This window comes from Streptomyces sp. NPDC042371, assembly GCF_056437465.1.
In genome coordinates this window covers 38,667-62,245 of record NZ_JBWKAP010000009.1, presented here as the reverse complement: position 1 = coordinate 62,245, position 23,579 = coordinate 38,667, and the positions used below count along the sequence as shown (strand labels likewise).

Annotated in this window: 21 protein-coding genes; 10 read left to right on the top strand and 11 right to left on the bottom strand. The window is 72.9% G+C overall.

The features are described 5' to 3' along the window. Positions 1-130: 130 nt before the first annotated feature. Positions 131-961 (top strand): alpha/beta fold hydrolase, encoded by an 831-nt coding sequence (locus tag AC068B_RS26970; RefSeq protein ID WP_478674225.1) that lies wholly within the window; start codon positions 131-133, stop codon positions 959-961. Between the two features lie 21 nt (positions 962-982). Here the strand turns inward: AC068B_RS26970 and AC068B_RS26965 are convergent, their stop codons facing one another. Further along, the gene (locus tag AC068B_RS26965; protein ID WP_478674224.1) at positions 983-1,393 is read right to left on the bottom strand and encodes a VOC family protein; all 411 of its coding nucleotides are present in this window, start codon (positions 1,391-1,393) and stop codon (positions 983-985) included. A gap of 184 nt (positions 1,394-1,577) precedes the next feature. Between AC068B_RS26965 and AC068B_RS26960 the strand changes: the two genes are divergently transcribed. Both AC068B_RS26960 and AC068B_RS26955 read left to right on the top strand, forming a co-directional pair. Beyond that, on the top strand, positions 1,578-3,158 hold the full coding sequence (locus AC068B_RS26960) for an alkaline phosphatase D family protein (protein WP_478674223.1): 1,581 nt from the start codon (positions 1,578-1,580) through the stop codon (positions 3,156-3,158). Between the two features lie 137 nt (positions 3,159-3,295). Next, on the top strand, positions 3,296-4,768 hold the full coding sequence (locus tag AC068B_RS26955) for a GNAT family N-acetyltransferase (RefSeq protein WP_478674222.1): 1,473 nt from the start codon (positions 3,296-3,298) through the stop codon (positions 4,766-4,768). Here AC068B_RS26955 and AC068B_RS26950 read toward each other — a convergent pair. Continuing rightward, positions 4,692-5,978, bottom strand: coding sequence for a trans-sulfuration enzyme family protein (locus AC068B_RS26950; RefSeq protein ID WP_478674221.1), 1,287 nt, complete (start codon positions 5,976-5,978; stop codon positions 4,692-4,694). The two genes, AC068B_RS26955 and AC068B_RS26950, sit on opposite strands and share 77 nt — an antisense overlap. 60 nt (positions 5,979-6,038) lie before the next feature. Between AC068B_RS26950 and AC068B_RS26945 the strand changes: the two genes are divergently transcribed. Both AC068B_RS26945 and AC068B_RS26940 read left to right on the top strand, forming a co-directional pair. Continuing rightward, positions 6,039-6,554 carry an Lrp/AsnC family transcriptional regulator gene (locus AC068B_RS26945; protein WP_468566879.1) on the top strand — a complete coding sequence of 172 codons (516 nt, stop codon included), beginning with the start codon at positions 6,039-6,041 and terminating at the stop codon, positions 6,552-6,554. A gap of 32 nt (positions 6,555-6,586) precedes the next feature. Next, positions 6,587-8,305 carry a DUF885 domain-containing protein gene (locus tag AC068B_RS26940; RefSeq protein ID WP_478674220.1) on the top strand — a complete coding sequence of 573 codons (1,719 nt, stop codon included), beginning with the start codon at positions 6,587-6,589 and terminating at the stop codon, positions 8,303-8,305. Between the two features lie 27 nt (positions 8,306-8,332). Here AC068B_RS26940 and AC068B_RS26935 read toward each other — a convergent pair whose 3' ends face one another. Further along, entirely contained in the window at positions 8,333-9,178 is an 846-nt protein-coding gene (locus AC068B_RS26935) for an SDR family oxidoreductase (protein ID WP_478674219.1), read from the bottom strand. A 68-nt stretch (positions 9,179-9,246) separates the two neighbouring features. Then, positions 9,247-9,783, bottom strand: coding sequence for a rhodanese-like domain-containing protein (locus AC068B_RS26930; RefSeq protein ID WP_478674218.1), 537 nt, complete (start codon positions 9,781-9,783; stop codon positions 9,247-9,249). Between the two features lie 431 nt (positions 9,784-10,214). Between AC068B_RS26930 and AC068B_RS26925 the strand changes: the two genes are divergently transcribed. Next, positions 10,215-10,952: a S1 family peptidase gene (locus AC068B_RS26925; RefSeq protein ID WP_478674217.1), complete on the top strand. Its 738-nt coding sequence runs from the start codon at positions 10,215-10,217 to the stop codon at positions 10,950-10,952. A gap of 161 nt (positions 10,953-11,113) precedes the next feature. Continuing rightward, complete coding sequence (locus tag AC068B_RS26920) at positions 11,114-11,560, top strand: Lrp/AsnC family transcriptional regulator (RefSeq protein WP_356252636.1); 447 nt, start codon at positions 11,114-11,116, stop codon at positions 11,558-11,560. A 13-nt stretch (positions 11,561-11,573) separates the two neighbouring features. Here the strand turns inward: AC068B_RS26920 and AC068B_RS26915 are convergent, their stop codons facing one another. From AC068B_RS26915 to AC068B_RS26900, 4 genes are all read right to left on the bottom strand, one after another. Continuing rightward, positions 11,574-12,374 (bottom strand): SAM-dependent methyltransferase, encoded by an 801-nt coding sequence (locus tag AC068B_RS26915; protein WP_478674216.1) that lies wholly within the window; start codon positions 12,372-12,374, stop codon positions 11,574-11,576. A gap of 109 nt (positions 12,375-12,483) precedes the next feature. Then, the gene (locus AC068B_RS26910; RefSeq protein ID WP_478674215.1) at positions 12,484-15,606 is read right to left on the bottom strand and encodes an AAA family ATPase; all 3,123 of its coding nucleotides are present in this window, start codon (positions 15,604-15,606) and stop codon (positions 12,484-12,486) included. Beyond that, positions 15,603-16,766: an exonuclease SbcCD subunit D gene (locus tag AC068B_RS26905; RefSeq protein ID WP_478674214.1), complete on the bottom strand. Its 1,164-nt coding sequence runs from the start codon at positions 16,764-16,766 to the stop codon at positions 15,603-15,605. The genes AC068B_RS26910 and AC068B_RS26905 overlap by 4 nt, the downstream gene beginning before the upstream one ends. A 93-nt stretch (positions 16,767-16,859) precedes the next feature. Then, positions 16,860-17,486 (bottom strand): YigZ family protein, encoded by a 627-nt coding sequence (locus tag AC068B_RS26900; protein WP_478674213.1) that lies wholly within the window; start codon positions 17,484-17,486, stop codon positions 16,860-16,862. A 159-nt stretch (positions 17,487-17,645) separates the two neighbouring features. Here AC068B_RS26900 and AC068B_RS26895 point away from each other — a divergent pair, with 159 nt between their 5' ends. Then, positions 17,646-18,299, top strand: a complete 654-nt coding sequence (locus AC068B_RS26895) for a 4'-phosphopantetheinyl transferase family protein (RefSeq protein ID WP_478674478.1) — start codon at positions 17,646-17,648, stop codon at positions 18,297-18,299. Positions 18,300-18,311: 12 nt separating this feature from the next. Here the strand turns inward: AC068B_RS26895 and AC068B_RS26890 are convergent, their stop codons facing one another. Then, entirely contained in the window at positions 18,312-19,982 is a 1,671-nt protein-coding gene (locus AC068B_RS26890; RefSeq protein WP_478674212.1) for an amidohydrolase, read from the bottom strand. Positions 19,983-20,026: 44 nt separating this feature from the next. Next, positions 20,027-21,538, bottom strand: a complete 1,512-nt coding sequence (locus AC068B_RS26885) for an APC family permease (protein ID WP_478674211.1) — start codon at positions 21,536-21,538, stop codon at positions 20,027-20,029. A 116-nt stretch (positions 21,539-21,654) separates the two neighbouring features. Here AC068B_RS26885 and AC068B_RS26880 point away from each other — a divergent pair, with 116 nt between their 5' ends. After that, complete coding sequence (locus AC068B_RS26880) at positions 21,655-22,278, top strand: TetR/AcrR family transcriptional regulator (RefSeq protein ID WP_478674210.1); 624 nt, start codon at positions 21,655-21,657, stop codon at positions 22,276-22,278. A gap of 1 nt (position 22,279) precedes the next feature. On the opposite strand, the gene AC068B_RS26875 is transcribed toward AC068B_RS26880, so the two are convergent. Then, positions 22,280-22,954, bottom strand: a complete 675-nt coding sequence (locus AC068B_RS26875; protein ID WP_478674209.1) for a thiaminase II/PqqC family protein — start codon at positions 22,952-22,954, stop codon at positions 22,280-22,282. Between the two features lie 149 nt (positions 22,955-23,103). Here AC068B_RS26875 and AC068B_RS26870 point away from each other — a divergent pair, with 149 nt between their 5' ends. Next, the gene (locus tag AC068B_RS26870; RefSeq protein WP_356252661.1) at positions 23,104-23,559 is read left to right on the top strand and encodes a tellurite resistance TerB family protein; all 456 of its coding nucleotides are present in this window, start codon (positions 23,104-23,106) and stop codon (positions 23,557-23,559) included. The last annotated feature ends 20 nt before the right edge of the window (positions 23,560-23,579 follow it).

Below are 23,579 nucleotides of genomic sequence, written 5' to 3'. Positions count from 1 at the left end.
CCCAAGCACCGCCGACCGCCCTCTTGAACTGGGACCTACTGAGCGGTAATTGTTGCTGACAGCGTGTCTAACGTAACGCGTGCCCATCGTGTTGAGGAGCCGTCGCCCGGCGGCGGGGACAGGAGCAGTCATGGCCGCAGAGGTCTCCTTCAGTGTCGCGTCGCCCGGTGGCCCGCACACCGTGACGATCTCCTACGAACGGGCGGGCGCCGGAGAGCCCCTGCTGCTGCTCCACGGCATCGGCCACCACCGACAGGCCTGGGATCCGGTGCTCGAGATCCTGGCCGCCGAGCACGACGTGATCGCGGTGGACCTGCCGGGCTTCGGCCGTTCGCCCGCGCTGCCCGACGCGATGGAGTACGGCCTGCCGTCGGTCGTCCCGGCACTCGGCGCGCTGTGCGAGACGCTGGGGATCGAGCGTCCGCACGTGGCGGGCAACTCCCTGGGCGGGCTGCTCGCCCTCGAGCTGGGCCGCGAGAAGCTGGTCCGCTCCGTCACCGCGCTCTCCCCCGCCGGTTTCTGGACGCCCGCGGAGCGCCGGTACGCGTTCACGACGCTGCTCGCGATGCGGCAAGGCGCACGTGTACTGCCGCGTCCCGCGATCGAGCGGCTGTCCACCAGCGCGGCCGGGCGCACGGCGCTGACGAGCACCATCTACGCCCGCCCCTGGCGCCGTTCCCCGGAGGCCGTCGTCGCGGAGACGCTCGCGCTGCGCGACGCCACGGGGTTCGACGCGACGCTGGCGGCCGGGCGCGATGTCCTCTTCCAGGACGATTTGACGGGCGTGCCGGTCACCGTCGCCTGGGGCACGCGGGACCGGCTGCTCCTGCGCCGCCAGGGGATACGCGCGAAGCACACCATCCCCGGCGCGCGGCTGGTCCGGCTCCCGGGCTGCGGCCACGTGCCGATGAACGACGACCCTGCGCTCGTGGCCCGCGTCATCCTCGACACCTGCCGCTGACCGGCGCCCGGCGCGGGCGGCTCAGCCGTTGGTCCACGCGCGCGTGGAGAGCACCAGACGGTAGCCGTCGGGGTCCTCGACGGTGACGCCCCACTCGTTCCAGTACGGGTTCGGCGACTGAACCCGCTTGCCGCCGTGCCCCTCCAGCCGTGCCACCAGCTCTTCGGGCACCTCTCCGTCGAGGTAGATGACGAGCAGGTCCTCCTCGGTGGGGCGCGGCAGGACGGGCGCGGACGCCTCGTGGACGAGCTCCAGGTGCCACGAGGCGTCCGGACGGCCCACCATCAGGAGATCGTGCTCGCCGGGGGCGCCGCCGCCCTCGGCCCGGTACAGGACGCCGAGGCCGAGTCCGTCGACCCAGAACCGCTCGGCTGCCGCGAGGTCGCGGGACGGGCGGGCGATGCGGATGTGGCTCTGACCGCTGAACGGCACGGGACTCCCCCTCTGGTGCGGCGCGCCGGTCGGCCCGCCTGCGGGCAAGAGCCTAGACAGTGCCCGCGCGGCGGTTCCCCCACGCCTGTGGTGAGTTGTTCACTTGTGCTTCGCGTGGGCGCTGTGGCGCGGTACCGCCCGGGCACCCGCACACTGGTCGCACCCGTCAACTGGAGGCGCATTCATGTCGCAACGTCAGCCGAGTCCGTCCCCCCGTCGCCGCAGCGTGCTGCGCGGATCGCTCGCCGTACCGGCGGCGCTCGCCGTGCCCGCGCTGGCCGGGGCAGCTCCTTCGCTCGCCCTCTCGGGCCGTCCGAAGGCCGGGTGGGGCGTACAGGCCGGAGACGTGACGGCGCACTCGGGGCTCGTGTGGGTCCGGTCCGACCGGCCCGCCCGGATGATCGTGGAGACGTCCGCCACCGAGTCGTTCCGCAACCCCCAGCGGTGGCGCGGCCCGCTGCTCGGCCCGGACACGGACTTCACGGGGACGACGCGGCTGCGCGGGCTGCCCTCGGGAGAGCAGATCCACTACCGGGTGCTGCTCGCCGACCCGGACGACCCGCGCCGTACGGGGAAGCCGGTCCCCGGCACGTTCCGCACCGCGCCGAAGGGCCGCAAGCAGGACGTCCGCTTCCTGTGGTCGGGTGACATCGCGGGCCAGGGCTGGGGCATCAACCCGGACCGCGGCGGCTACCGCATCTTCGAGGAGATGCGCCGCAGGGACCCGGACTTCTTCCTGTGCAGCGGTGACAACATCTACGCCGACGGGCCCATCCTGCCCAGCGTCACGCTGCCCGACGGCAGCGTGTGGCGGAACGTCACGACGGAGGAGAAGTCCAAGGTCGCCGAGACCCTCGGGGAGTTCCGCGGCGCGTTCCGCTACAACCTGCTCGACGAGAACCTGCGGCGGTTCAACGCCCAGGTGCCGTCGATCGTCCAGTGGGACGACCACGAGGTGCACAACAACTGGTATCCGGGGCAGATCCTGGCGGACGCGCGGTACACGGAGAAGAACGTGGACGTCCTCGCGGAGCGCTCGCTGCGGGCGTTCAGCGAGTACTTCCCCGTCTCGACCCTGCCGCCGGGCGACGAGGACGGCCGGGTGTACCGGGTGCTGCGGCACGGACCGCTCCTGGACGTGTTCGTCCTCGACATGCGCACCTACCGCAACGCCAACTCCCCCGGCAGGCAGCCCGACGACGCCACCGGCATCCTCGGCGCCCGGCAGCTGGCCTGGCTCAAGCGCGAGCTGTCCCGCTCGCGGGCCGTGTGGAAGGTGATCGCCTCCGACATGCCGCTCGGCCTCGTCGTGGCCGACGGCAGGGAGAACTTCGAGGCCGTGGCGCAGGGCGATCCCGGCGCGCCGCTGGGCCGAGAGCTGCAGATCGCCGAACTGCTGCGGCACATCAAGCACCGCAAGGTCACGGGCACGGTATGGCTGACCGCCGACGTGCACTACACCTCCGCGCAGCACTACGACCCGTCGCGCGCGGCGTTCAAGGACTTCGCGCCGTTCTGGGAGTTCGTGTCCGGGCCGCTGGCCGCGGGCGGCTTCCCCGCGGCGAAGCTCGACGCGACGTTCGGCCCCGAGCAGAAGTTCATCAAGGCCCCGAGCCGGGCGAACACCTCTCCCGCGGAGACTCCGCAGTACTTCGGGGAGGTCGACATCGACGGCGGCAGCGGTGAGTTGACGGTGCGGCTGCGGCAGGAGGGCGGCGGGGTGCTGTTCTCGAAGGTGCTGCAGCCGGGCCGGGTGGGGCAGTGAGCGGCTGCCGGTGACGCGTCGCGGGCGGCGCCTGCGAAATTGCCGCCAAAGGGGCAGATGACCTCTTTACCCATCAGTCACAGGACGTTCGTGATCACGAAACACCGGTCAAGCACAGTGAACGTATGCGAGCTGACATGTCTGACGTGACACGGACCAAGCACGGACGCCCCGTTCATCACTGGCGGCGCGACGTGGTCGAACTGGCGGCCCTGTTCACCGCCGTCGCGGTGGCCGACGCCGTCGCGAACACGGTGGGGCACGGCCCCGACGGGCCCGCCCTGCTGGTGGTGTCTGCCGTGGTGCTGCTCGCCACGGCAGGCTTCCACATCTGGTGGGCCAGGAGGCACGACCACGCCCCGCCGCCCGCGCACGATACCGCCGCCCGGCCGCCCGCGGACGCGGAGCAGGCCGGGCCCACCACGACCTCCCCCGCGACCGAGGCATCCTCGGCACTCCCCGGCGAGACCACCCTCTGGCGGATGCGCACGACCGTGCGGGACGAGCCGGGATCGCTGGCCGCGCTGTGCGTGACGCTCGCCGAGCACCGGATCGACATCCTCAGCCTCCAGGCGCACCCACTGGCCGAGGGCACCGTCGACGAGTTCCTGCTGCGGGCGCCCGCGGAGCTCTCCGGTGCCGCCATCAGCCGGTCGATCGCGCAGGCGGGCGGCGCGGGCACCTGGATCGAGCGCGCCGACGCCCATGACCTGGTGGATGCCCCGACCCGGATCCTCGGCCTGGCCACCCGCACCGCGCTCGACGCGGCCGAACTCCCCCTGGCCCTGCGGCACCTCCTGGGCCGCTGCACCATCCGCTCGCTGCCCGCCACCTCGCGCACGGGAACCCGCGGGGACGCGGCCGCACCGTCGGAGGCAACCCCGGTGGACGGCGTGCTCGAAGGCACGGTGCTGCGGCTGAAGGGCCCCGACGGTGAGGTCATCACCGTGGAGCGCCCCTATCTGCCGTTCACCCCCACGGAGTTCGCCCGCGCACGGGCCCTCGTGGAGCTCGACACGCGGCTCGGCCCGCGCATCCCGCACAGCCAGGACGTCCTGACGCTCCCCGAGGGCAACTCCATCACGGTGCGGCGTGCCGACACGGCCGACATCGAGGCCGCCAAGGCCATGCACGAGCGCTGCTCGCCCCGCACGCTGGACAAGCGCTACCACGGCCCGGTGCACGACGCCGACCGCTACCTCAACCACCTCCTCAGCCCCCGGTTCGGGCGCACGCTCGCGGTGCGCACCGCGTCCGGGCGGATCGTCGGCATCGGCCACCTCCTGTGGGACGGCGACGAGACCGAGGTCGCGCTGCTGGTCGAGGACGAGTGGCAGCGCCGCGGCATCGGCAGCCAACTGCTCGGCCGACTGGTGACGATGGCGGTAGAGGCGGGCTGCGAGAGCGTGTACGCCGTGACGCAGGCGTCCAACACCGGCATGGTGGCCGCGATGCGCGGGCTCGGCCTGCCGCTCGACTACCAGATCGAGGAGGGCACGCTGGTGATCACGGCCCGCCTGGACGCGACGCCGGTCAGTTCGCGGCTGCCGTACGACCACGCGCAGCGCCCTGAAGAGCGCCTCGGACATGCTCAGCAGGCGGAGCGCTGACGGTCCCGACGGCCGCCGGAGCGGGGACGGCGACCGGCACGGGGCCCAGCGCCCGGTCCAGGTCGTGCCACAGGTCCTCGACGTCCTCGAGACCGCACGACATGCGCAGCAGCCGGTCGCTGACCCCGGCCGAGCGCCGGTCCTGCGCGTCCACCACGCGGTGGCTGATGGACGCCGGGTGCTGGATGAGCGAGTCGACGCTGCCGAGGCTGACCGCCGGGGTGATCAGCCGTACACCGGCGATCACCCCGTGCGGGTCGCCGTGCACCTCGAAGGCGACCATGGCGCCGCCCATCCGCGGATAGTGGACGCGGTCCACGCGCGGGTCGGCGGCGAGGCGGCGGGCCAGTTCCGCCGCGTTCGCCGAAGCCGCGCGCACCCGGACCGGGAGCGTGGCCAGGCCGCGCAGCAGCAGGTATCCGGCGAGCGGATGCAGCACCCCGCCGGTGGCGAACCGGACCTGGCGCAGGCCGCGCGCGAGCTCCTCGTCGCACGCGACGACTCCGCCGAGTACGTCGCCGTGCCCGCCCAGGTACTTGGTGGCGCTGTGCAGCACCAGACGGGCGCCGCTCTCGGCGGGCCGCTGCAGGACGGGCGTCGCGAAGGTGTTGTCGGCGAGCAGCGGCACCGTGCCGCAGGCGCGGGCGACCGCGGCCAGGTCCAGTTCGGCGAGGGTGGGGTTGGCGGGCGACTCGACCATCACCAGACCGGTGTCGGGGCGGATGGCGTCGGCGATGCCCTCCGGGTCGACCCAGGTCACCTCCGTGCCGACGAGCCCCGCGGTGAGCAGGTGGTCGCTGCAGCCGTACAGCGGCCGGACGGCCACGACATGGCGCAGGCGCGCTGATCCCCGTACGAGAAGCACCGCGGTCAGCGCCGCCATGCCGCTGGCGAAGGCGACCGCGCTCTCGGTGCCTTCGAGCCGGGCGAGGGCGGTCTCGAAGCGGGCGACGGTCGGATTGCCGAGCCGTGCGTAGACCGGCGGCCCGTCGTCGACGACCCCTTCGGCGGCGAAGGCGTCGATGCGGGCGGCCTCGGCCCTGCTGTCACGGGAGGGGTAGGTCGTGGAGAGGTCGATCGGCGGGGCGTGCAGGCCCATTTCGGCCAGATCGTCCCGCCCTGCGTGCACCGCTTCGGTGGCCAGGGCGCGCGAGGGTGGGGTGCTGCCGACGGAGGGTGTGTGCGGTGCTTTCCCGGTGTTCGCTTCCATGCCGCACAGGCTGAACAACACCCGGGGCCATGGGCCCGAACCCCGTGCTACGTTCGGCCGATGGCCGATTCTGTCGCACTGGACCCGGTGGACCTCCACATATTGCGCGTGCTGCAGAACGATGCCCGGACCACTTATCGGGACCTGGCGGCGCACGTCGGGGTCGCGCCCTCCACGTGTCTCGACCGGGTGACCCGGCTGCGGCGTTCCGGGGTGATTCTCGGACACGAGCTGCGCCTGGACCCTGCGAAGCTCGGCCGCGGGGTCGAAGCGCTCCTCTCCGTGCAGGTCAGGCCGCACCGCAGGGATCTTGTGGGCCCCTTCGTGGAGCGCGTCAGGGCCCTGCCCGAGTCGTTGTCCCTCTTCCACCTCACGGGCCCAGAGGACTTCCTCGTGCACGTGGCGGTGGCCGGGCCCGCGGACCTGCAGCGGCTCGTCCTCGACGAGTTCACGGCACGGCGCGAAGTGGCGCGCGTCGAGACCCGGTTGATCTTCCAGCAGTGGGCGTGCGGCCCGCTGCTGCCGCCCGACGCCGCAGCCGACCCGGCGCAGGATCCACCGAGTGAATCATGGTGACGCGCAGCGGTCCCGCGTACGAGGATGTCCGCATGTCAGTCACCGAGAACCCGCATCCGAACACCGGCCCCCTGCCCCGCGCCGTCGCCGACGCCTACGTCGACGAGCTCATCGCCCTCGACCCCATCACGGGCACCTACCTCGGCATCGCGGAGAGCAGCAGCAAGCTCCCCGACACCTCCCCCGAGGGCCAGGAGGCCATCGCCCGGCTGGCGCGCACGACTCTGGCCCGGCTGGACGAGGCGGAGCGCAGGCCCGGCGCGGACAGCGAGTCCGAACGCCGCTGCGGACGGCTGCTGCGGGAGCGGCTCACCGCGCAGCTGGCCGTGCACGAGGCCGACGAGGGGCTGCGATCGGTCGGCAATCTGCACACGATGCCGCACCAGGTGCGGGAGATCTTCAACCTGTCCCCCATGGAGACGGAGGACGACTGGGCCGCGATCGCCGAGCGGCTGCGCGCCGTGCCGACCGCGCTCGAGGGGTATCGGGCCTCGCTCGAACTGGGCCTGGAGCGGAAGCTGTTCGGGCCGCCGCGCCCCACGGACACCTTCATCGGACAGCTCACCGAGTGGGCGGGGGAAAGCGGCGACGCCCCGAGCGGGCGCGGCTGGTTCGAGGACTTCGCGTCCGCGGGTCCTGACGCGCTGCGCACCGATCTGGACACCGCGGCCCGCGCGGCCAGCGCGTCGGTCGTGGCGCTGCGCGACTGGATGCGGGACGTCTACGCACCCGCGATCGAGGGCGCCCCGGACATCGTGGGCCGCGAGCGCTACGCCCGCCTGTCCCGCGAGTGCAACGGCACGGACCTGGACCTCGACGAGGCGTACGCGTACGGCTGGTCGGAGTTCCACCGGCTGCTCGCCGAGATGAAGACCGAGGCCGAGAAGATCCTGCCCGGCGCGGCCACGCCGTGGGTGGCGCTCGCCCACCTGGACGAGCACGGTGCGCACATCGAGGGCGTGGACGAGGTCCGGGTCTGGCTGCAGGAGCTGATGGACGAGGCGATCGACGCCCTGGACGGCACCCACTTCGAACTCGCCGAGCGGGTGCGGAAGGTGGAGTCCCACATCGCCCCGCCCGGCGGCGCGGCGGCCCCCTACTACACGGGCCCGTCCGAGGACTTCTCGCGGCCGGGCCGCACCTGGCTGCCGACGATGGGCGAGACCCGCTTCCCGGTCTACGACCTCGTCTCGACCTGGTACCACGAGGGCGTGCCCGGCCATCACCTCCAGCTCGCCCAGTGGGCGCACGTCGCGGAGGACCTCTCCCGCTACCAGGCGACCGTAGGCATCGTCAGCGCCAACGCCGAGGGCTGGGCGCTGTACGCGGAGCGGCTGATGGACGAGCTCGGCTTCCTCACCGACCCGGAGCGCAGGCTCGGCTATCTCGACGCGCAGATGATGCGCGCGCTGCGGGTCATCGTCGACATCGGGATGCACCTGGAGCTGGAGATCCCGGCGGACTCCCCCTTCCGTCCCGGTGAGCGCTGGACGCCGGACCTCGCCCAGGAGTTCTACGACGCGCACTGCAGCCGCCCCACGGACTACGTGACGAGCGAGATGACCCGCTACCTCACCATCCCGGGCCAGGCCATCGGCTACAAGCTGGGTGAGCGTGCCTGGCTGCTCGGCCGGGAGAACGCGCGGCGGCGGCACGGTGCCGCGTTCGACGCCAAGGCGTGGCACATGGCCGCGCTGTCGCAGGGGCCCCTGGGCCTGGACGACCTGGTGGAGGAGTTGTCCGGGCTCTGAGCCCCGGGCTTCATCTGAGCCCGGGCTTCAGCGGCGGCAGCCGCCTTCCGAGTCGATGACCTGACCGGTGATCCACTCCGCCTCGTCCGTGGCGAGCCACGCGATGAGGCGGGCCGGGTCGTCCGGCATGCCCCAGCGGCCCGCCGGGAAACGGGACTCGACCTCCGCGTAGGCCTCGCCATGGAGGTAATCCGTGTCCACGGGGCCGGGGTTGATGCAGTTCACCGTGACGGCGAGGTCGGCCAGTGCGGTGGAGAGCGAGCGGGTCGCCGAGGCCAGGGCGCCCTTCTGCAAGCCGTACGCGATCTCGTCCGGCATGCCGCCCGCGATGTCCTGCCCCGACGTCATCATCACGACGCGGCCGCCCGGGGTGCGGTGCGGCAACTGCGTGCGCAGCCGTGCGTACGCCTGGACGAGGAGGATCACCGAGCGGGTGTCGACCGCCCAGTGCGCGTCGAGCATGGCCGCGTCGATCTCGTCGAGCGATCCGTCGCTGCCGCTCAGCGCATGGTTGGCGACGAGGATGTCGAGGCGGCCGCCGAGCGCTTCGGCGGCCGTCCCGATCAGATCGGCGGGCGCCGAGGGCTCCGTGAGGTCGCCGGGCCCGGCGACGACCGGTGCGTCCGGGTCGCCGAGCGCCTCGCGCACTCCGGCGACGACGTCCTCCGTCCGGTCGGCGCCCCAGGGCATCGCGGCATCGTGCGGGATGTGATGGTGCAGGTAGACCCCGGCGCCGTACGCGGCGAGCCGTCGGGCTACGGCATATCCGATGCCCCCGCGTCGGCTGGCTCCGGTGACGAGGGCGGTCCGGCCGCGCAACGGGAGCGGGTCACGGCGGAGTTGGGCGGGTGTGGGCGGCGGCAAGTGCGGCATGACTGACCATGGTGGACGCCGGGACTCCGTCGCGCACGTGATTTCTTGCGGCCTGCCGGTCCTGCCGGTCAGCAGCCGCAGTCCTCGGCGCCGACCGGAGCGGTGAGCGCGTCGGGGTCGCGCCGCTCGCGGCCCTCCCACGTCTCGAACTCGAATCCCTCGCGCGCCCAGTACTCGAAGCCGCCGAGCATCTCCTTGACCTGGAAGCCCAGTTGGGCGAGGGCGAGCGCCGCGCGGGTCGCGCCGTTGCAGCCGGGGCCCCAGCAGTAGGTGACGACCGGCACCGACCTGTCGAGGAGCAGCTCCGCCTGCTCGGGGATGAGGGCGGTCGGCAGGTGGACGGCGCCGGGTACGTGTCCCTGGTCCCAGGAGGCGGTGGAGCGGGTGTCGATGACGGCGAAGCCCGGGTCGCCGTCCTCGGCGAGCGCCGAGGCCACGTCGGACACGTCGGCGTGGAAGGCGAGGCTCGCGCCGAAGTACGCGGCGGCCGCGGCCGGGGACGCGGGCGGAATCCGCAGGACCGCATTTCCGGCTGCGGGCGGCGCCGCAGCGGTGTGGGACTGAGCGGAGGAAGGGGCGCTGAGCTGCACGTTCGTGTGGTTCATGGCCAAAAATCTACGGGTGGCGACCGGAACTCTGAAGCGGTGATCCCCGGCATCCTCCCGGGCTCACCGTCGAATCCCCGGCGCATCACGGTTCGACCACCCCCTTCCCCTGCGGGCCGCGCAGGCGAAGCCAACAGGGTTGTCGTGAAAGGGCGTTGCCAGGAGTACGCACCTTCCGCCGAGAATGGTCCGGACCAGGATTCGGCTTGATCATGCACTGCTCCGCAAGCTCACCCACGGCCGCGACAACCGCACAGAAGGCACGGTCGGCACCCTTGCGCCGCCCACAACTCCTCTGCCAGATTCTCTTCCGCCAGAGATGGCATGTACGCGACAGAAGATACCCGCCTTCTCAGCGTGCACTGCGACTGCATACCTATGCGGTCTCGTCCTCATCAAGGACGTTTCATCCCCACACAATGGAGACGAACGTGCGAATATCCAGACTCGTCCCCGCGCTCGCGGCCACCGCCCTCGCTGTTCTGGGGCTCGCCCCCACCGCAGTGGCCCAGAGCGCGACGCGCGCGGAAACGCCCGCCGTGGCATCCACCCAGAGCCCCCGGCCGATCATCGGCGGCGGCTACGCCAGCAACGCGCCCTGGGCGGCCAGGCTCTTCTCCAACGGCCGGCAGACCTGCAGCTCCACGATCATCGCCCCGACCTGGATCCTCACCGCCAAGCACTGCGTCAGCGGCGGCGGCCTGTCGTTCCGCATCGGCAGCCTCGACCAGACGTCCGGCGGCACCACGGCCAACGGCACCAGCGTCAGCACCCACCCCTCCGCCGACCTGGCCCTGGTCAAGCTGGACCGCTCCGTGCCGGGCACCTACTCGCGCCTCGGCTCCCCGGGCTCGGTGACGGTGGGTCAGACCGTGCAGGTGTACGGCTGGGGAGCGACGTCCCAGTGCGGCCAGGAGATCAACTGCCAGTCCCAGTTCCTGAAGGTCGCCGACGTCGTCGTGACCGGCGGCTGCCGCGACGCCTACCAGGGCCAGGCCATCTGTGCCCGGCGCGGCAACGGCATCACCGCGGGCGGCGACTCCGGCGGCCCCATGAATGCCAACGGCGCGCAGGTCGGCGTCGCCTCCACCAGTGACCGCCAGACCACGACCGCGTACACGAACGTGACGGCGTACCGCTCCTGGATCCAGAGCATCGCGGGCGTCTGACAGCGCGCCGTGTGCGGCGGCGTTCCGCGGAGCTGTGCCGCCCCCGCGCCCTCACCGCGCGGGGGCGGCACAGGTCCGCTCCCCGGACCTTTGCGGACGAGTGGGACCAATCCCCGGCATCCCTCTTGATCGGCCGGGGATTTCCCTGTTACCTCTCGGCCATGACCGGTTATTCCACGGACGCCACCGACTGGCGCATCCTCGATGTCCTCCAGCGGGAGGGCCGCGCCAGCTACGCCGAGCTGGCGCGCGCCGTCTCGATGTCCGCGAGCGCCGTGACCGAGCGGGTGCGGCGCCTGGAGGAGGCCGGTGTCATCCAGGGGTATGGGGCGGTGGTGGACCCGGAGCGGCTCGGTCTGCCCATCCTCGCGTTCGTGCGCCTGCGCTACCCCAACGGCAACTACAAGCCGTTCCACGACCTGGTCGACGCCACTCCGGAGATCCTCGAGGCGCACCACGTCACCGGCGACGACTGCTTCGTCATCAAGGTCGCCGCGCGCTCGATGCAGCACCTCGAAGAGGTGGCGGGCAAGATCGGCGCGCTGGGGTCGGTCACGACGAGCATCGTGTACTCCTCGCCGCTGCCGCGAAGGCCGCTGGGCCGCTGACCGGCCAGTGGGTTCAGCCGGACTTGCGTGCCACGCCGCCGTAGATGCCGATCGCGTCGGACCCCGCGGGTGACGGGGCGTCCGGACGCCAGAACGGCACCTGGGCCAGGCCGGGCTCCTCCAGCTCGAAGCCGTCGAAGAACCGCATGACCTCGGCCTTGGGCCGCAGGTTCAGGGTGGCGGTGGCCTGGTTGTACACGGCCTCGGCGTCGCGGCGGTCGGCGAAGTCGCTCGTGGCGTGCGAGAGGACGAGGAAGCTTCCGGCGGGCAACGCGTCGCGCAGGGTGGCGACGATCCGCTCGGGCTCCTCCGCCTCGGTGAGGAAGTGGACGATCGCCACGAGGAACAGGGCGACCGGCTCGTCGAAGTCGATGACGCGGCGGACGTCGGGGTGGTCGATGATCGCCCGCGGGTCGCGCAGGTCGGCGAGGACGGTGCTGGTCGTGCCGGAGCCGCTGAGCAGCGCTCCGGCGTGCGTGTTCACGATCGGGTCGTTGTCCACGTAGGCGACGCGCACGTCCGGCGCCAGCTCGTGGGCGGTCTCGTGCACGTTCGGAGGGGTGGGCAGCCCGGTGCCGATGTCGAGGATCTGACGGACGCCCTCGCCCACGACGTGGCGGACGGCCCGCCGCATGAAGTCGCGGTTGGCCTGCACGCCGATGCGCACCTCGGGCGCGGCCGCGGCGAGTTCGTCCCCGGCCTTGCGGTCCACCTCGTAGTTGTCCTTGCCGCCCAGCAGGTAGTCGTAGATCCGGGCCGGATGCGGCCTGCTGGTGTCGATCTCCTCGGCACGGAAGCCGCCGTCCTGTCCCACGCTTCGCCCCTTTCGACGACCGCCACGGCCACCCGGCCCGCGAGCGGCTGGCGACAGCTTGTCACACCAACTTGCCTGCACAGCAAGCGGTTCCGGGCAAACGATCTCCTCAGGCCCCGCCCCGCTGGCGTACGACCGAACCGTCCCGCCCCTTCACGACCTCGAGCTGTGCGTGCACCCGCCGTCGCAGGTCCGCGACGTGGCTGACGATGCCGACGCTGCGGTCCCGCTCGCGGAGCGAGTCGAGCACGTCGAGGACCTCGTCGAGCGTCTGGTCGTCGAGGCTGCCGAACCCCTCGTCGATGAAGAGCGTGTCCAGCCGGACGCCGCCCGCCTCGTCAGTGACCACGTCGGCGAGCCCCAGCGCCAGGGCGAGGGAGGCGAAGAACGTCTCGCCGCCGGACAGGGTCGCCGTGTCGCGCTCGCGCCCCGTCCAGGCGTCGACCACGTGCAGCCCGAGGCCCGAACGGCCGCGCCCCGCGCGGTCGTCGGAGTGCACCAGGGTGTAGCGCCCGGACGACATGCGCTGCAGCCGGACGGTCGCGGCCGCGGCCACCTGCTCAAGCCGGGCCGCGAGGACGTACGACTCCAGGCGCATCCTGCGTTCGTTGTCCGCCGAGGTGCCCGCGGCGAGACCGGCCATGCGGGCCACCCGGTCGTACGCGGCACGCAACGGCGCGAGCCTGCGCGTCCCGGCCGTCGTCCGCGCGGAGAGCCGGTCGAGTTCGGTGCAGCGGCCCGCGGCGGCGTCCCGCGCGGATGCCGCGTCCCTCAGGCGCCGGGCGGCGGCCTCGGCGTCGTCCCGGGCAGCCCAGAGGTCGGCGGTCGGCTGCTGGGCGGCGGCGGCCGTGTCCGGTTCGGCGAGGACGGAGCGCACGGCGGCCTCGTCGTTCCGCCAGGCGTCGATGCGGTGCTGGACCTCGCGGTACCTGGCGTCGTCGAGGAGGGCGGCCGCGGCGGCCGTCGGCGTGTCGAACCCGGCGCGGAAGGCCGCGTCGGCGAGTCGCGCGTCGGCGTCCTTGAGGCGTTCGGCGGTGTCGTCCGCGGCGCGGGCGGCGTCCGCCGCCTCGGTGAGCAGCTCGGTCTGCCGCTCCAGCTGGGCGGCGCGGGCGGCGACGCTGCCGGTGGTGCCCCGCGCGCGGAGCAACTCCGCGTCGAGGGCGTCCTGTTCGCGCACGAGGGCGTCGCGCAAGGTGGCCCTCGAAGCGGCGCGTCGCGCGGCCTCCTGCTGCTGGGCGAGCCTGCGGTCGTACTCGCGCTCGGCCTGCGCCAGGGCCTCCCGGGCGGCGTGCAGCCCGGAGGCACGGTCGCGCGCCTCGGTGTACGCGTGCCGCAACGCGTCGACGGACGCGGCGAGTTCGTCGGTGGTGGGGTCTTCGGAGGTGGGTGCGCCCGCGCCTGATTCCGTGCCGGTGGCGTTGGTGTCGTCCGGGTCCAGCACGGGGCCGCCCCGCGCGGCGGCCTTCGCCGCGGCCAGGGATTCCCGGACGTCCCCGAGGGCGCTCTCGGCGGTCGTGCGGGACTCGTCCGCGCGGCGGTGGGCGGCCAGCGCCACCTCCTCGGCGTGGCGGTCCACGTGTCCGGCGATCTTTCGCGCCGGGTCGGGGTGCTCCGTGGCTCCGCACACCGCGCACGGCTCGCCGTCACTCAGGTGGGCCGCCAGTTCGGCGGCGATGCCGGTGAGGCGCTGCTCCTTGAGGGCGAGCCAGTGCTCGTGGGCGGCGGTGGCGGACTCGCGGGCGGCGAGGGCGTGTTCCTGCGCCGCCGCGACGTCCCGGGCGAGCCGGTCGCGGCGGCGGGCCGCTTCGAGGCGGGCCTCGGCGGGTGCGAGCAGGCCCGCCAGGCGCTCGGCGCGGGCCGCGGCTTCCTGGGCGGACTCGATGCGCTCCTGGAGCGTGGCCCGGGTCGTGTCCCAGCCGTCGAGCCAGCCAGACGCGTCCTCGAGCAGCTCGTCGTCCGCGCGCTCTTGGCGGTCGAGTGCCGCACGTTCGGTGTCGATCTCGGTGGTCCGCCGCTCGGCGCGCCGGGCCGATGCGAGGCCGCCCAGTTCCTCGGCGGCCGTGCGCGCGGCGGCGGCGAGGCCCGCCGCGCCGGAGGAGGCGAACGTCTCGGGCAGTCGGCCACGCGCGCGTGCCTCGGCTGCCGCGGCGTGGCGGTGCTCGGTGTCGGCGGTGTCGCGCAGGCCGAGCGCGGGCGCGACCGTCTCGGCCTTGCGGGCCCTTTCAAGGCGCTCTTCGAGAACGCGCTGTTCGTCCACGCGCGCGTGGAGCTGCGCGGCGCGTGTCTGCGCCTCCGCGAAGCGGTCCTGCAGCCGGTCGAGTTCGCGCACCTCGCCGAGCCTGCGCTCCGCAGCGGCCTGGGCGGATTCGGCGGCCGTGAGCGCACAGTGCGCGACGGTGAGGCGTTCCCGGGCACCCGCGCGGGCGACGGCCGCCCAGGTGAGGACCGCGTCCGCCAGGCCCGGGTCGCCGGGCGTCAGGTCGGGCAGGGGTAGTTCGGCTTCCTGTCCGCCGTCGCCCGCGGCCTGCTGCATGCGGTGCGCGTCGGCGAGGAGCACGGCGTCGCCCTCCTTGACCTCGGTCTCGGTGGTGCGCCGCTGCTCGGCGAGCCGCTGTTCCACGGCGGCGAACCTGCGCGTGTCGAAGAGCCGCCCGAGGAGCTTGCCGCGTGCCTCGGCGTCCGCGCGCAGGAATCGGGCGAAGTCGCCCTGGGGCAGGAGCACGACCTGGCAGAACTGTTCCTTGCTCATGCCGAGGAGCTGGGAGATCTCCTCGCCGATCTCCTGGTGGGACCGGCTCAGGGCCTTCCAGACGCCCGGTCCCGCCCCGGTGTCCGCGCCCTCTTCCGGCGCCGCCCCGGCGTCGTACTCGCGCAGCCAGCTCTGTGCCTTCTCCGTGGTGGTACCCGTGCCGCGCTTCTTGGGACGCTCCCACGGAGGCTGGCGGGTGACTTCCAGACGGCGTCCGGCGACGGTCAGTTCGAGGCGCACCTCCGTGCGCGTGCCCTGCTGCGCGTGGTCGCTGCGCAGCGTCATGCCCTGGCCGCTGCCCTGCCGGGCGCCGGGCACCGAGCCGTAGAGCGCGTAGCAGACGGCGTCCAGGACGGAGGTCTTGCCCGCGCCGGTCGGGCCGTGCAGCAGGAAGAGTCCGGCGGCGCTGAGGTCGTCGAAGTCGATGTCCTGGGTGGTGCCGAAGGGCCCGAAGGCGGTGATGCGGAGCCGGTGCAGCCTCATCGGGCGACCTCGCGCACGGTGGCGTCGGTGCGGACCGCGTCGAACGCAGAACGCAGCACTTCCTGTTCCTGCTCGTCGGGTCCCGCACCGCGCACGTGGGTCACGAAGTCCTCGGCGATCTGCTGGTCGCTGCGGCCCTGGAGACGCTGGGCGTACGAGACGTCCGGATCGTCGGGGGCCCGGTCGGGGGCGAAGACGAGGCTGAGGGTGTGCGGGAAGCGCTCGCAGAGCCTGGCCATCGGGTCGTCGGGGCGCACCGCGTCGGTCAGGGTGGCCTCGACCCACGCGTCCTCGTGGCGGGCGAGGGCCGGGTCGTCGAGCAGGGCGTCGAGGGTGCCCCGGATGCGGGCGAGCGGGCGCGGCACCGGGCAGTCGACCCGCTCGGCCTCGATGTGCCCCTCGGGTCCCAGGTCGACGAGCCACATGCTCTTGCGGTGGTCGGCCTCCGAGAAGGAGTACGGCAGGGGCGAGCCCGAGTAGCGCACGCGGTCGCCGAGGGTCTGGCTGCCGTGCAGGTGGCCGAGGGCTGCGTAGTCCACGCCTTCGAAGACACCGGCAGGCACGGCCGCCACCCCGCCCACGGTGATGTCCCGCTCGCTGTCGCTGGCCTCCCCACCGCTGACGAAAGCGTGGGCGAGGACGACGGAGCGGGTGCCCGGTGTACGGGTGGCGAGGTCGGCCCGCACGCGGTCCATAGCGGCCCCGATGACCGCCTCGTGCCCGGCCTTGTCGACCGCGAACTCGTCCTTAACCAGGGCGGGTTCGAGGTACGGCAATCCGTAGAACGCCACGTCCCCGTGGGCGTCGCCGAGGATCACCGGCTCCGCGCAGGCGGCCGGGTCGGTGCGCAGATGGATGCCCGCGCGGTCGATGAGGCCCGCGCCGACGCCCAGGCGGCGGGCCGAGTCATGGTTCCCGGAGATCATCACCGTCGGCACGCCGAGGTCCGCGAGGCGGTGCAGGGCGTCGTCGAACAGCTCGACGGCCGCGAGCGGAGGCACCGCCCTGTCGTACACGTCCCCGGCCACCACGACGGCGTCCACCTCGCGCTCGCGCACGGTCGCCAGCAGGTGGCCGATGAACGCGGCCTGGGCGTCGAGCATGTTCACGCGGTGGAACGAGCGGCCCAGGTGCCAGTCGGACGTGTGCAGCAGCCTCATGATTCCCGAGACTATCGGGCGGGTCGGACATCACGGGCGGCCACTCCCGTAACTCCCCCGGACACCCGTGCGGCTTCCCCGGACCCCCGTACGTCAGACATCCCCGTACGCCTCTCCCCCGAGCTCGAACGCGGCGCTTCCGGCGGTGGCGTCGGCAAGCCAGCCGCGGAAGGCGTCCACGTCGGCGTCGGGCAGCCCGATCTCGATCGTGACGACGTCCCCGTAGTGGACGTCGCGCACCTCGCGGCCCGCCGCCCGCAGATCGTTCTGGACCTTGCCCGCGCGCTGGTGGTCGACCGTGACGGTGGCCAGGCGGAAGCGGCGGCGGGTCACGGTGCCGAGGGCGTCGAGCGCCTCGCCGACCGATCCTCCGTAGGCACGGATGAGCCCACCGGCGCCGAGCTTGACCCCTCCGTAGTAGCGGGTCACGACGGCGGCGACGTAGCGCATGTCGCGGCGCAGCAGCATCTGCAGCATCGGGACGCCCGCGGTGCCGCCGGGCTCGCCGTCGTCGCTCGCCTTCTGTACGGCGGCATCGGCCCCGATCACGTACGCGAAGCAGTTGTGGCTGGCGGTCGGGTGCTCCTTGCGGATGCGTGCGACGAATTCCTGGGCCTCCCGCTCGGTGGCCGCGGGTGCCAGGGCGCACAGGAAGCGCGAGCGGTTGATCTCGGTCTCGTGCACGCCCTCGCGGGCCACTGTGCGGTACTCGTCCTGCATCACGCCAGCGTAGGCGCTCGTCGGAGGGTAGCCGCACCCGGGCGTGCCGCCGGTGGCGTAGGCCACAGCCCGCACTCCTGCGCGGGGCACCCGGTACCGTGATCTCCCGTGACGTCACCTTCGATACCCGCGCGCCAAGTCCCCGATCCGGCGGGCCCCTTGGCAACCCTGCTCGACGGCGTGCCCGTCACCGTCGTCGAGACCCACGACGACCCGGTCGACGCCGTCCTCTTCCCGGCGGAGGAGGCGGTGGTCGCGAACGCGGTGGCCAAGCGGCGCAACGAGTTCACCACCGTGCGGCACTGCGCCCGTACCGCGCTGGCCCGGATCGGCGTGCCGCCCGCGCCGATCCTGCCGGGGCACCGCGGCGCTCCCGGCTGGCCGGACGGCGTCGTCGGCAGCATGACGCACTGCGCCGGGTACCGCGCGGCGGTCGTGGCCCGCGCGGGCGAGGTGATCTCCGTCGGCATCGACGCGGAGCCGGGCGAGCCGCTGCGCGACCCGGACGTCCTGAACCTGGTCGCCGACGAGACGGAGCGTGCCGTGCTGGCCTCGCTCGGCTCCCGGCAGCCGACCATTCCCTGGGACCGGTTGCTGTTCAGCGCGAAGGAGTCCGTCTACAAGACGTGGTTCCCGCTCACCGGACGCTGGCTCGGCTTCGAGGACGCACACGTGGAGCTCGCCGCGGACGGAACGTTCACCGCGCGGCTGCTGGTCGAGGGGCCGGTCGTGCAGGGCGTCGAGCTCAAGGGGTTCTCCGGTCGGTGGATCGTGCGGGACGGGATCGCCGCCACGGCCATCGTCCTGCGCTGACGCCAGGGCCGCTCATCCCCTGTCAGTGACCCGATAGGTGGCCCAGCCGCCCAGCCAGGTACCCAGCACGCGCGCGTGGCGGATCTCCATCGGGTCCGCCGCGCGCGGGTCGGCGGAGAGCAGGACCAAGTCGGCGGGTGCGCCAGGGGCCAGCGCCAGACGGTCGTCGGCGCCCGCCTGGTGGGCGACACCGGTCGTCGCGGCCGTCAGCGCCTCGTCGACGGTGAGCCGCTGGTGCGGGAGCCAGCCGTCGGCGGGCTCACCCGTGAACGTACGCCTGGTGACGGCGACTTGAATGCCCTCCAGCGGTACGTGCGAGCTGACCGGCCAGTCGCTGCCGAAGGACAGCCGCACGCCCCTGCGCGCCAGCTCCCCCATGGGGTACTGCAGCGCGGCCCGCGCCGCGCCGATGCGCGGGATGGACAGCTCGGTCTGGAGCGGGTCCGGCTGTGCCCACAGGGGCTCGAAGTTGGCGATGACACCGAGCTCCGCGAAGCGCGGCAGATCGGCCGGGTCGACGATCTGGACGTGGGTGATCACCGGGCGCCGGTCCCAGGCCGGGTTGGCGGCGGCCGCGGACTCGATGGCGTCGAGCGCCGCGCGCACCCCGGCGTCCCCGATGGCGTGGATGTGCGTCTGGAAGCCGTCGGCGTCGAAGGCCCGCACGGCCTCGGCGAGGGCGCTCGGCTCCCACACCGGCATGCCGCAGCTGTGCGGCGCGTCCAGGTAGGGGGCGAGCATGGCGGCCGTGCCGCCCTCGACGACCCCGTCGCTGAAGAACTTCACCGTCCGCGCGGAGAGCAGTTCCCCGCCGTCGGCCGCCACGCGCGCGCGGGTCGCGGCGAACGGCGCGAGCTGCCCGCGCCAGCGGTCCGGGTCGGCGCGCTGGGCCAGGTCGACGCGGAGGGCGAGGGCCCCGCGCCGGGCGGCCGCGAGATAGGCGCCCACCATCTCCGGTTCGACCCAGGCGTCCTGGACCCAGGTGATGCCCGCGCGCGCGTACGCGTGCCCGGCGCGGCGGACCGCCTCCACCAGCTCGTCCTCCTCGCGCACCGGCACCTGGTCGAGCACGAGGTCGCAGGCGTGCCATTCGCGCAGGGTGCCGAGAGGGCTGCCGTCCGCGCGCCGCACGATCCAGCCGAGGCGCGGCTCCGGAGTCGCCTCCGTGACCCCGGCCCTGTGCAGCGCCTCGGTGTTGCACCACACGGTGTGGTAGTCGTGGGCGCGCAGGACGACGGGCCGGTCGGGCACCGCGGCGTCCAGCCAGCGCGCGTCGAACTCGCCGTCGGGCGCGAGCGCCGGGTCGTAGGAGGCGCCGACGACCCACTTGGCCTCAGGGTGCCGCTGCGCCCACCGTCCGACTTCGGCGACGATCGCGTCGACGGAGTCCAGCTCCTTGATCTGCGGCCCGAAACTCTCCAGGCCGCCGAAGAGCGGGTGGGCGTGCCCGTCTCCGAAGGCGGCCATCAGCAACCCCTCGCCGACGTCGACGACCTCGTCGGCGGTGGGGGCGAGGGCGCGGGCTTCGTCGCCGAGCGCGAGGACGCGGCCGTCGCGCACGGCGAGAGCGGTGGTGTCGCCACCGGGCCCACCGATTTCACTGGCCCCGCCGGTCCCGCTGGCCGCGCGGGTGGCGCTCCCGGTGCGGACCGTGCCGAGGAAGACGAGGGTCGCCGCCGTCATGCTGTCGCTCTCTCCTTCAGGTTGCCGTTCGGGCGGGTCGTCGTTCAGACGCGTTCCGCGTCCACCGTCGTCAGCCGCTCGTACGCCGCCGGGGCGCGCCGCCGGATCCGCAGCGCCACTCCCACCCCCACCACGAACAGCAGCGGCAGCGGTGCGATCAGGGCCGCGTTCACACCGCTCGACGCCCCGGTGAGCAGGTCGAGGTCGGCGCAGACCAGGACGATCATGACGGCGAGCCCCGCGCAGGCAAGCAGCGGTGCGACGACCACGCGCCAGGACGGCATGCCGCGCCGGTCGCGGCGGAAGAACCCGTACACGGCAAGCGCCGCGAGGGCCTGCATGAGGATGACGCCGAGGATGCCGGAGCCGCTGCTCCACAGGAAGGTGACGGTGTACGGATCGGCACCGCCGATCATCGTCACGACGATCACGGCGAGCGCGATGGCCGACTGCGTGAGCACCGCGACAGCCGGTGCCCGCGTCTTCGGCGACACCGTGCCGAGGCGGGCGGGCAGCAGGCCTTCCCTGCCCAGGGCGTAGAAGTAGCGGGCGGCGCCGTTGTGGAAGGCCAGGGTGGCGGCGAAGGCGCTGGTGATGATCAGCACGTGCATGGAGTCGGCGGCCCAGGCGCCCGCGAACCGTTCGGTGGCGGCGAACACCATGTCGGGGCCGCCGTCCCCGGAGGCGACGGCCTGGGCCTTGTCGGATCCGTACGCGTTGATGATCATCCAGACGGTGAAGGTGTAGAAGAGCGCGAGGAACGCCACCGCCACGTAGGTGGCACGGGGCACCGTCCGCTCGGGCCGCCGCGCCTCCTCCGCGTAGATCGCGGTCGCTTCGAAGCCGATGAACGCCCCGATGGTCAGGACGAACATGCCGCCCACCCCCGGCTCCCCCAGCCGGGCGGGTGAGAGCGTGCCGAAGTCGAGGCCCTGCGGGCCGCCCCCGTGCGCGAGGACGCCCGCCTCGAAGACGAACAGCACGAGGACTTCAAGGACGAGCGCGACGCCGAGGATCCTGGCGCTGAGCGTGACCCGGAGGTAGCCGAGCACGCCGATGGCGACGAGGCCCGCCGACGCCCAGATCCACCAGGCCACTCGCACCCCGGTGAGGTCCTCGAAGCCGGACTCGGTGAACCACCCGAAGGCGGCGAGCAGTCCGACCTCGATCGCGTTGTACGCGAAGAGGGCCACGTACGCGGATCCCGCCCCCGTCGCACGTCCCAGTCCCCGCCCGATGTACGCGTAGAACGCACCGGCGTTGCGCACGAACCGGCTCATGGCCGTGAACCCCGCGGCGAAGACCACGAGCAGCAGCCCGGAGAGCAGATAGCCGACCGGCGCCGCGTCGCCCGCCATGCCGATGGCCACCGGGGCCACACCCGCCATGACGGTGAGCGGCGCGGCGGCGGCCACGACGAAGAACACGAGGTCGCCGGTGCCGATGGCGCCTTCGCTGAGGGCGTCGGCGGCGGGGGCCGACGGGGGTCCGGAGGAACTGGGTCGGGTGGCGAGGGGATCGGAGGAGGCAGGTCCCGAGGAGGTGGGTGCGGTCACGCGCGTACTCCAAAACTAAACCCTTTAGTCCGGGCTGCCAGGACCGTACTCTGCGGGGGAAGCATCTGGGAAGAGGGCATGAAGTGACGGGCAGAGGGCGGCCGCACAGACCGGTTTTGAACGCGGATCTGATCGCGCGCGAGGCGCTGGCGATGATCGATGCGGGCGGCACGGACGCGTTCAGCCTGCCGCGGCTCGCCGACCGCCTCGGCGTACGGACCGCCTCCCTGTACAACCACTTGGACGGTCGCCCGGCCGTCATCGAGGGGGTGCGGCGGCTGGTCGTCGAGGAGATGGACGTCTCCGCGTTCGCCGTGCTGCCGTGGCCCGACGCCCTTGCCGCGTGGGCGCGTTCGTACCGCGACGCGTTCGCGCGCCACCCGCACGCCATCGAGCTGCTGGCCACGACGACGATCAGTTCTCCGGCGACGCTCGCCATGTACGAGGCCGTGGTGGAGGCGCTGGCGCGCGGCGGCTGGCCGGAGCGGCACCTGGTGGCGGTCCTGACGAGCGTGGAGTCCTTCCTGCTCGGCTCGGCGCTCGACCTCGTCGCGCCGCCGCTGATGATCGCCCCCTCGGATCACGCCCCTCGGGTGCCCGTCCTCGCCGCGGCACTGCGCGCCGCACACGACGGCAGCAAGTCGGCACGCGCGGACCAGGCCTTCGACGCGGGGCTCGACGCGCTGATCCGTGGCCTGGCGGCGCGGTTGGCGGAGCTGGGCGAGACGGAAGCTGAGTGAGTCAGCGGCCCCCGTCACGCCCGGCGAGAGTCGACCAGAACATCTCCTCGTAGTGCCCCAGCAGTCGGCCGAAGCGCAGATGGGCCGCCGTCACGCGGCCCCGCTCAAGGCCCGCCCGCACCGCGGCGAGGGCCTGCCGGTCGACGTCCGGCGCGGGCTCCGCGAACAGGTCGAAGAAGCCGCACGCCTCGTCGTCGAAGCCGTAGTGGTCGCGCAGCCCGCGGGCGACGGTGGCGCAACAGCTGCCCCAGGCGGCGAAGTTGGCGGTGAGCGCGAGGACGACGTCGGCCGGTTCTCCGTTCAGGGCGAGCCAGGACACGTACGCCGGATAGGCCTGGCAGCCCGGCTGCGGTTCGTACGTCGACGCCTCGGGCGTGCTCACTCCACAGGCCTCGAACAGCGGGTTCAGCCGCTCCCTCGCGAGGCTCTCGCCGTCGGCGAGGGTGTCGAAGAAGGCGGCCGACTCCAGGTCCTTCGCCTCGTCCGCCCGGCGGGCCAGATGCAGGAAGGAGCGCCGGTCCGAGGGGATCACGTGCCGCTGCTCCAGCGCGAGGAGGGCAATGGTCCGCGTCGCCGCCCGGCCGTCGGCGATGCGGGGCACGAGCGGGTTCTTGTCCGGGTCGGGGGCGAGGCGGGCAGCCGTGCTCCGCATGAGTTCTTGTGCCGTCGGAGTCATCACGCGCACCTTCCGCTGGGCGGGAACTTCTCGATCCGACTGCTAGTTTCTACTCTGCTGTAGAAACTGTCGGGGACCCGGACCTGCGCGCAGCGTACCGGGGACTCGTCCAACACCCCTGATACATCGATACGTTTATGGAGTTCCCCATGGCTCTGTGGGACCGCGTCAAGGAATCCGCATCGACGATGCAGACGCAGTTGATGGCGAAGAAGAACGACCTGAAGAGCGGAGCCTTCCGCGACGCGAGCATGGCGATGTGCGCCCTGGTGGCGGCCGCCGACGGCACCGTCGACCCGTCCGAGCGCCAGCGCGTCGCGCAGCTGATCGGCTCGAACGAGGTGCTGCAGAACTTCCCCGCGGACGACCTCCGCCGCCGCTTCGACGAGTACGTGGACAAGCTGACCGCGGACTTCGCGTTCGGCAAGGTGAGCGTGCTCCAGGAAGTCGCCAAGGCGAAGAAGAAGCCCGCCGAGGCCCGCGCGGTGATCCAGATCGGCATCGTCATCGGCGGCGCCGACGGCGACTTCGACAAGGACGAGCAGGCCGTCGTGCGCGAGGCGTGCTTCGCGCTCGACCTGCCGCCGCACGAGTTCGACCTCTAGCAGCGCAGCCGGACCGGCCC

Coding starts and splice junctions, on each gene's coding strand:
- AC068B_RS26970 (WP_478674225.1), top strand. CDS start 131: ATGGCCGCAGAGGTCTCCTTCAGTGTCGCGTCGCCCGGTGGCCCGCAC.
- AC068B_RS26960 (WP_478674223.1), top strand. CDS start 1,578: ATGTCGCAACGTCAGCCGAGTCCGTCCCCCCGTCGCCGCAGCGTGCTG.
- AC068B_RS26955 (WP_478674222.1), top strand. CDS start 3,296: ATGTCTGACGTGACACGGACCAAGCACGGACGCCCCGTTCATCACTGG.
- AC068B_RS26950 (WP_478674221.1), bottom strand. CDS start 5,978: ATGGAAGCGAACACCGGGAAAGCACCGCACACACCCTCCGTCGGCAGC.
- AC068B_RS26945 (WP_468566879.1), top strand. CDS start 6,039: ATGGCCGATTCTGTCGCACTGGACCCGGTGGACCTCCACATATTGCGC.
- AC068B_RS26940 (WP_478674220.1), top strand. CDS start 6,587: ATGTCAGTCACCGAGAACCCGCATCCGAACACCGGCCCCCTGCCCCGC.
- AC068B_RS26935 (WP_478674219.1), bottom strand. CDS start 9,178: ATGCCGCACTTGCCGCCGCCCACACCCGCCCAACTCCGCCGTGACCCG.
- AC068B_RS26930 (WP_478674218.1), bottom strand. CDS start 9,783: ATGAACCACACGAACGTGCAGCTCAGCGCCCCTTCCTCCGCTCAGTCC.
- AC068B_RS26920 (WP_356252636.1), top strand. CDS start 11,114: ATGACCGGTTATTCCACGGACGCCACCGACTGGCGCATCCTCGATGTC.
- AC068B_RS26910 (WP_478674215.1), bottom strand. CDS start 15,606: ATGAGGCTGCACCGGCTCCGCATCACCGCCTTCGGGCCCTTCGGCACC.
- AC068B_RS26905 (WP_478674214.1), bottom strand. CDS start 16,766: ATGAGGCTGCTGCACACGTCCGACTGGCACCTGGGCCGCTCGTTCCAC.
- AC068B_RS26900 (WP_478674213.1), bottom strand. CDS start 17,486: ATGCAGGACGAGTACCGCACAGTGGCCCGCGAGGGCGTGCACGAGACC.
- AC068B_RS26890 (WP_478674212.1), bottom strand. CDS start 19,982: ATGACGGCGGCGACCCTCGTCTTCCTCGGCACGGTCCGCACCGGGAGC.
- AC068B_RS26875 (WP_478674209.1), bottom strand. CDS start 22,954: ATGACTCCGACGGCACAAGAACTCATGCGGAGCACGGCTGCCCGCCTC.
- AC068B_RS26870 (WP_356252661.1), top strand. CDS start 23,104: ATGGCTCTGTGGGACCGCGTCAAGGAATCCGCATCGACGATGCAGACG.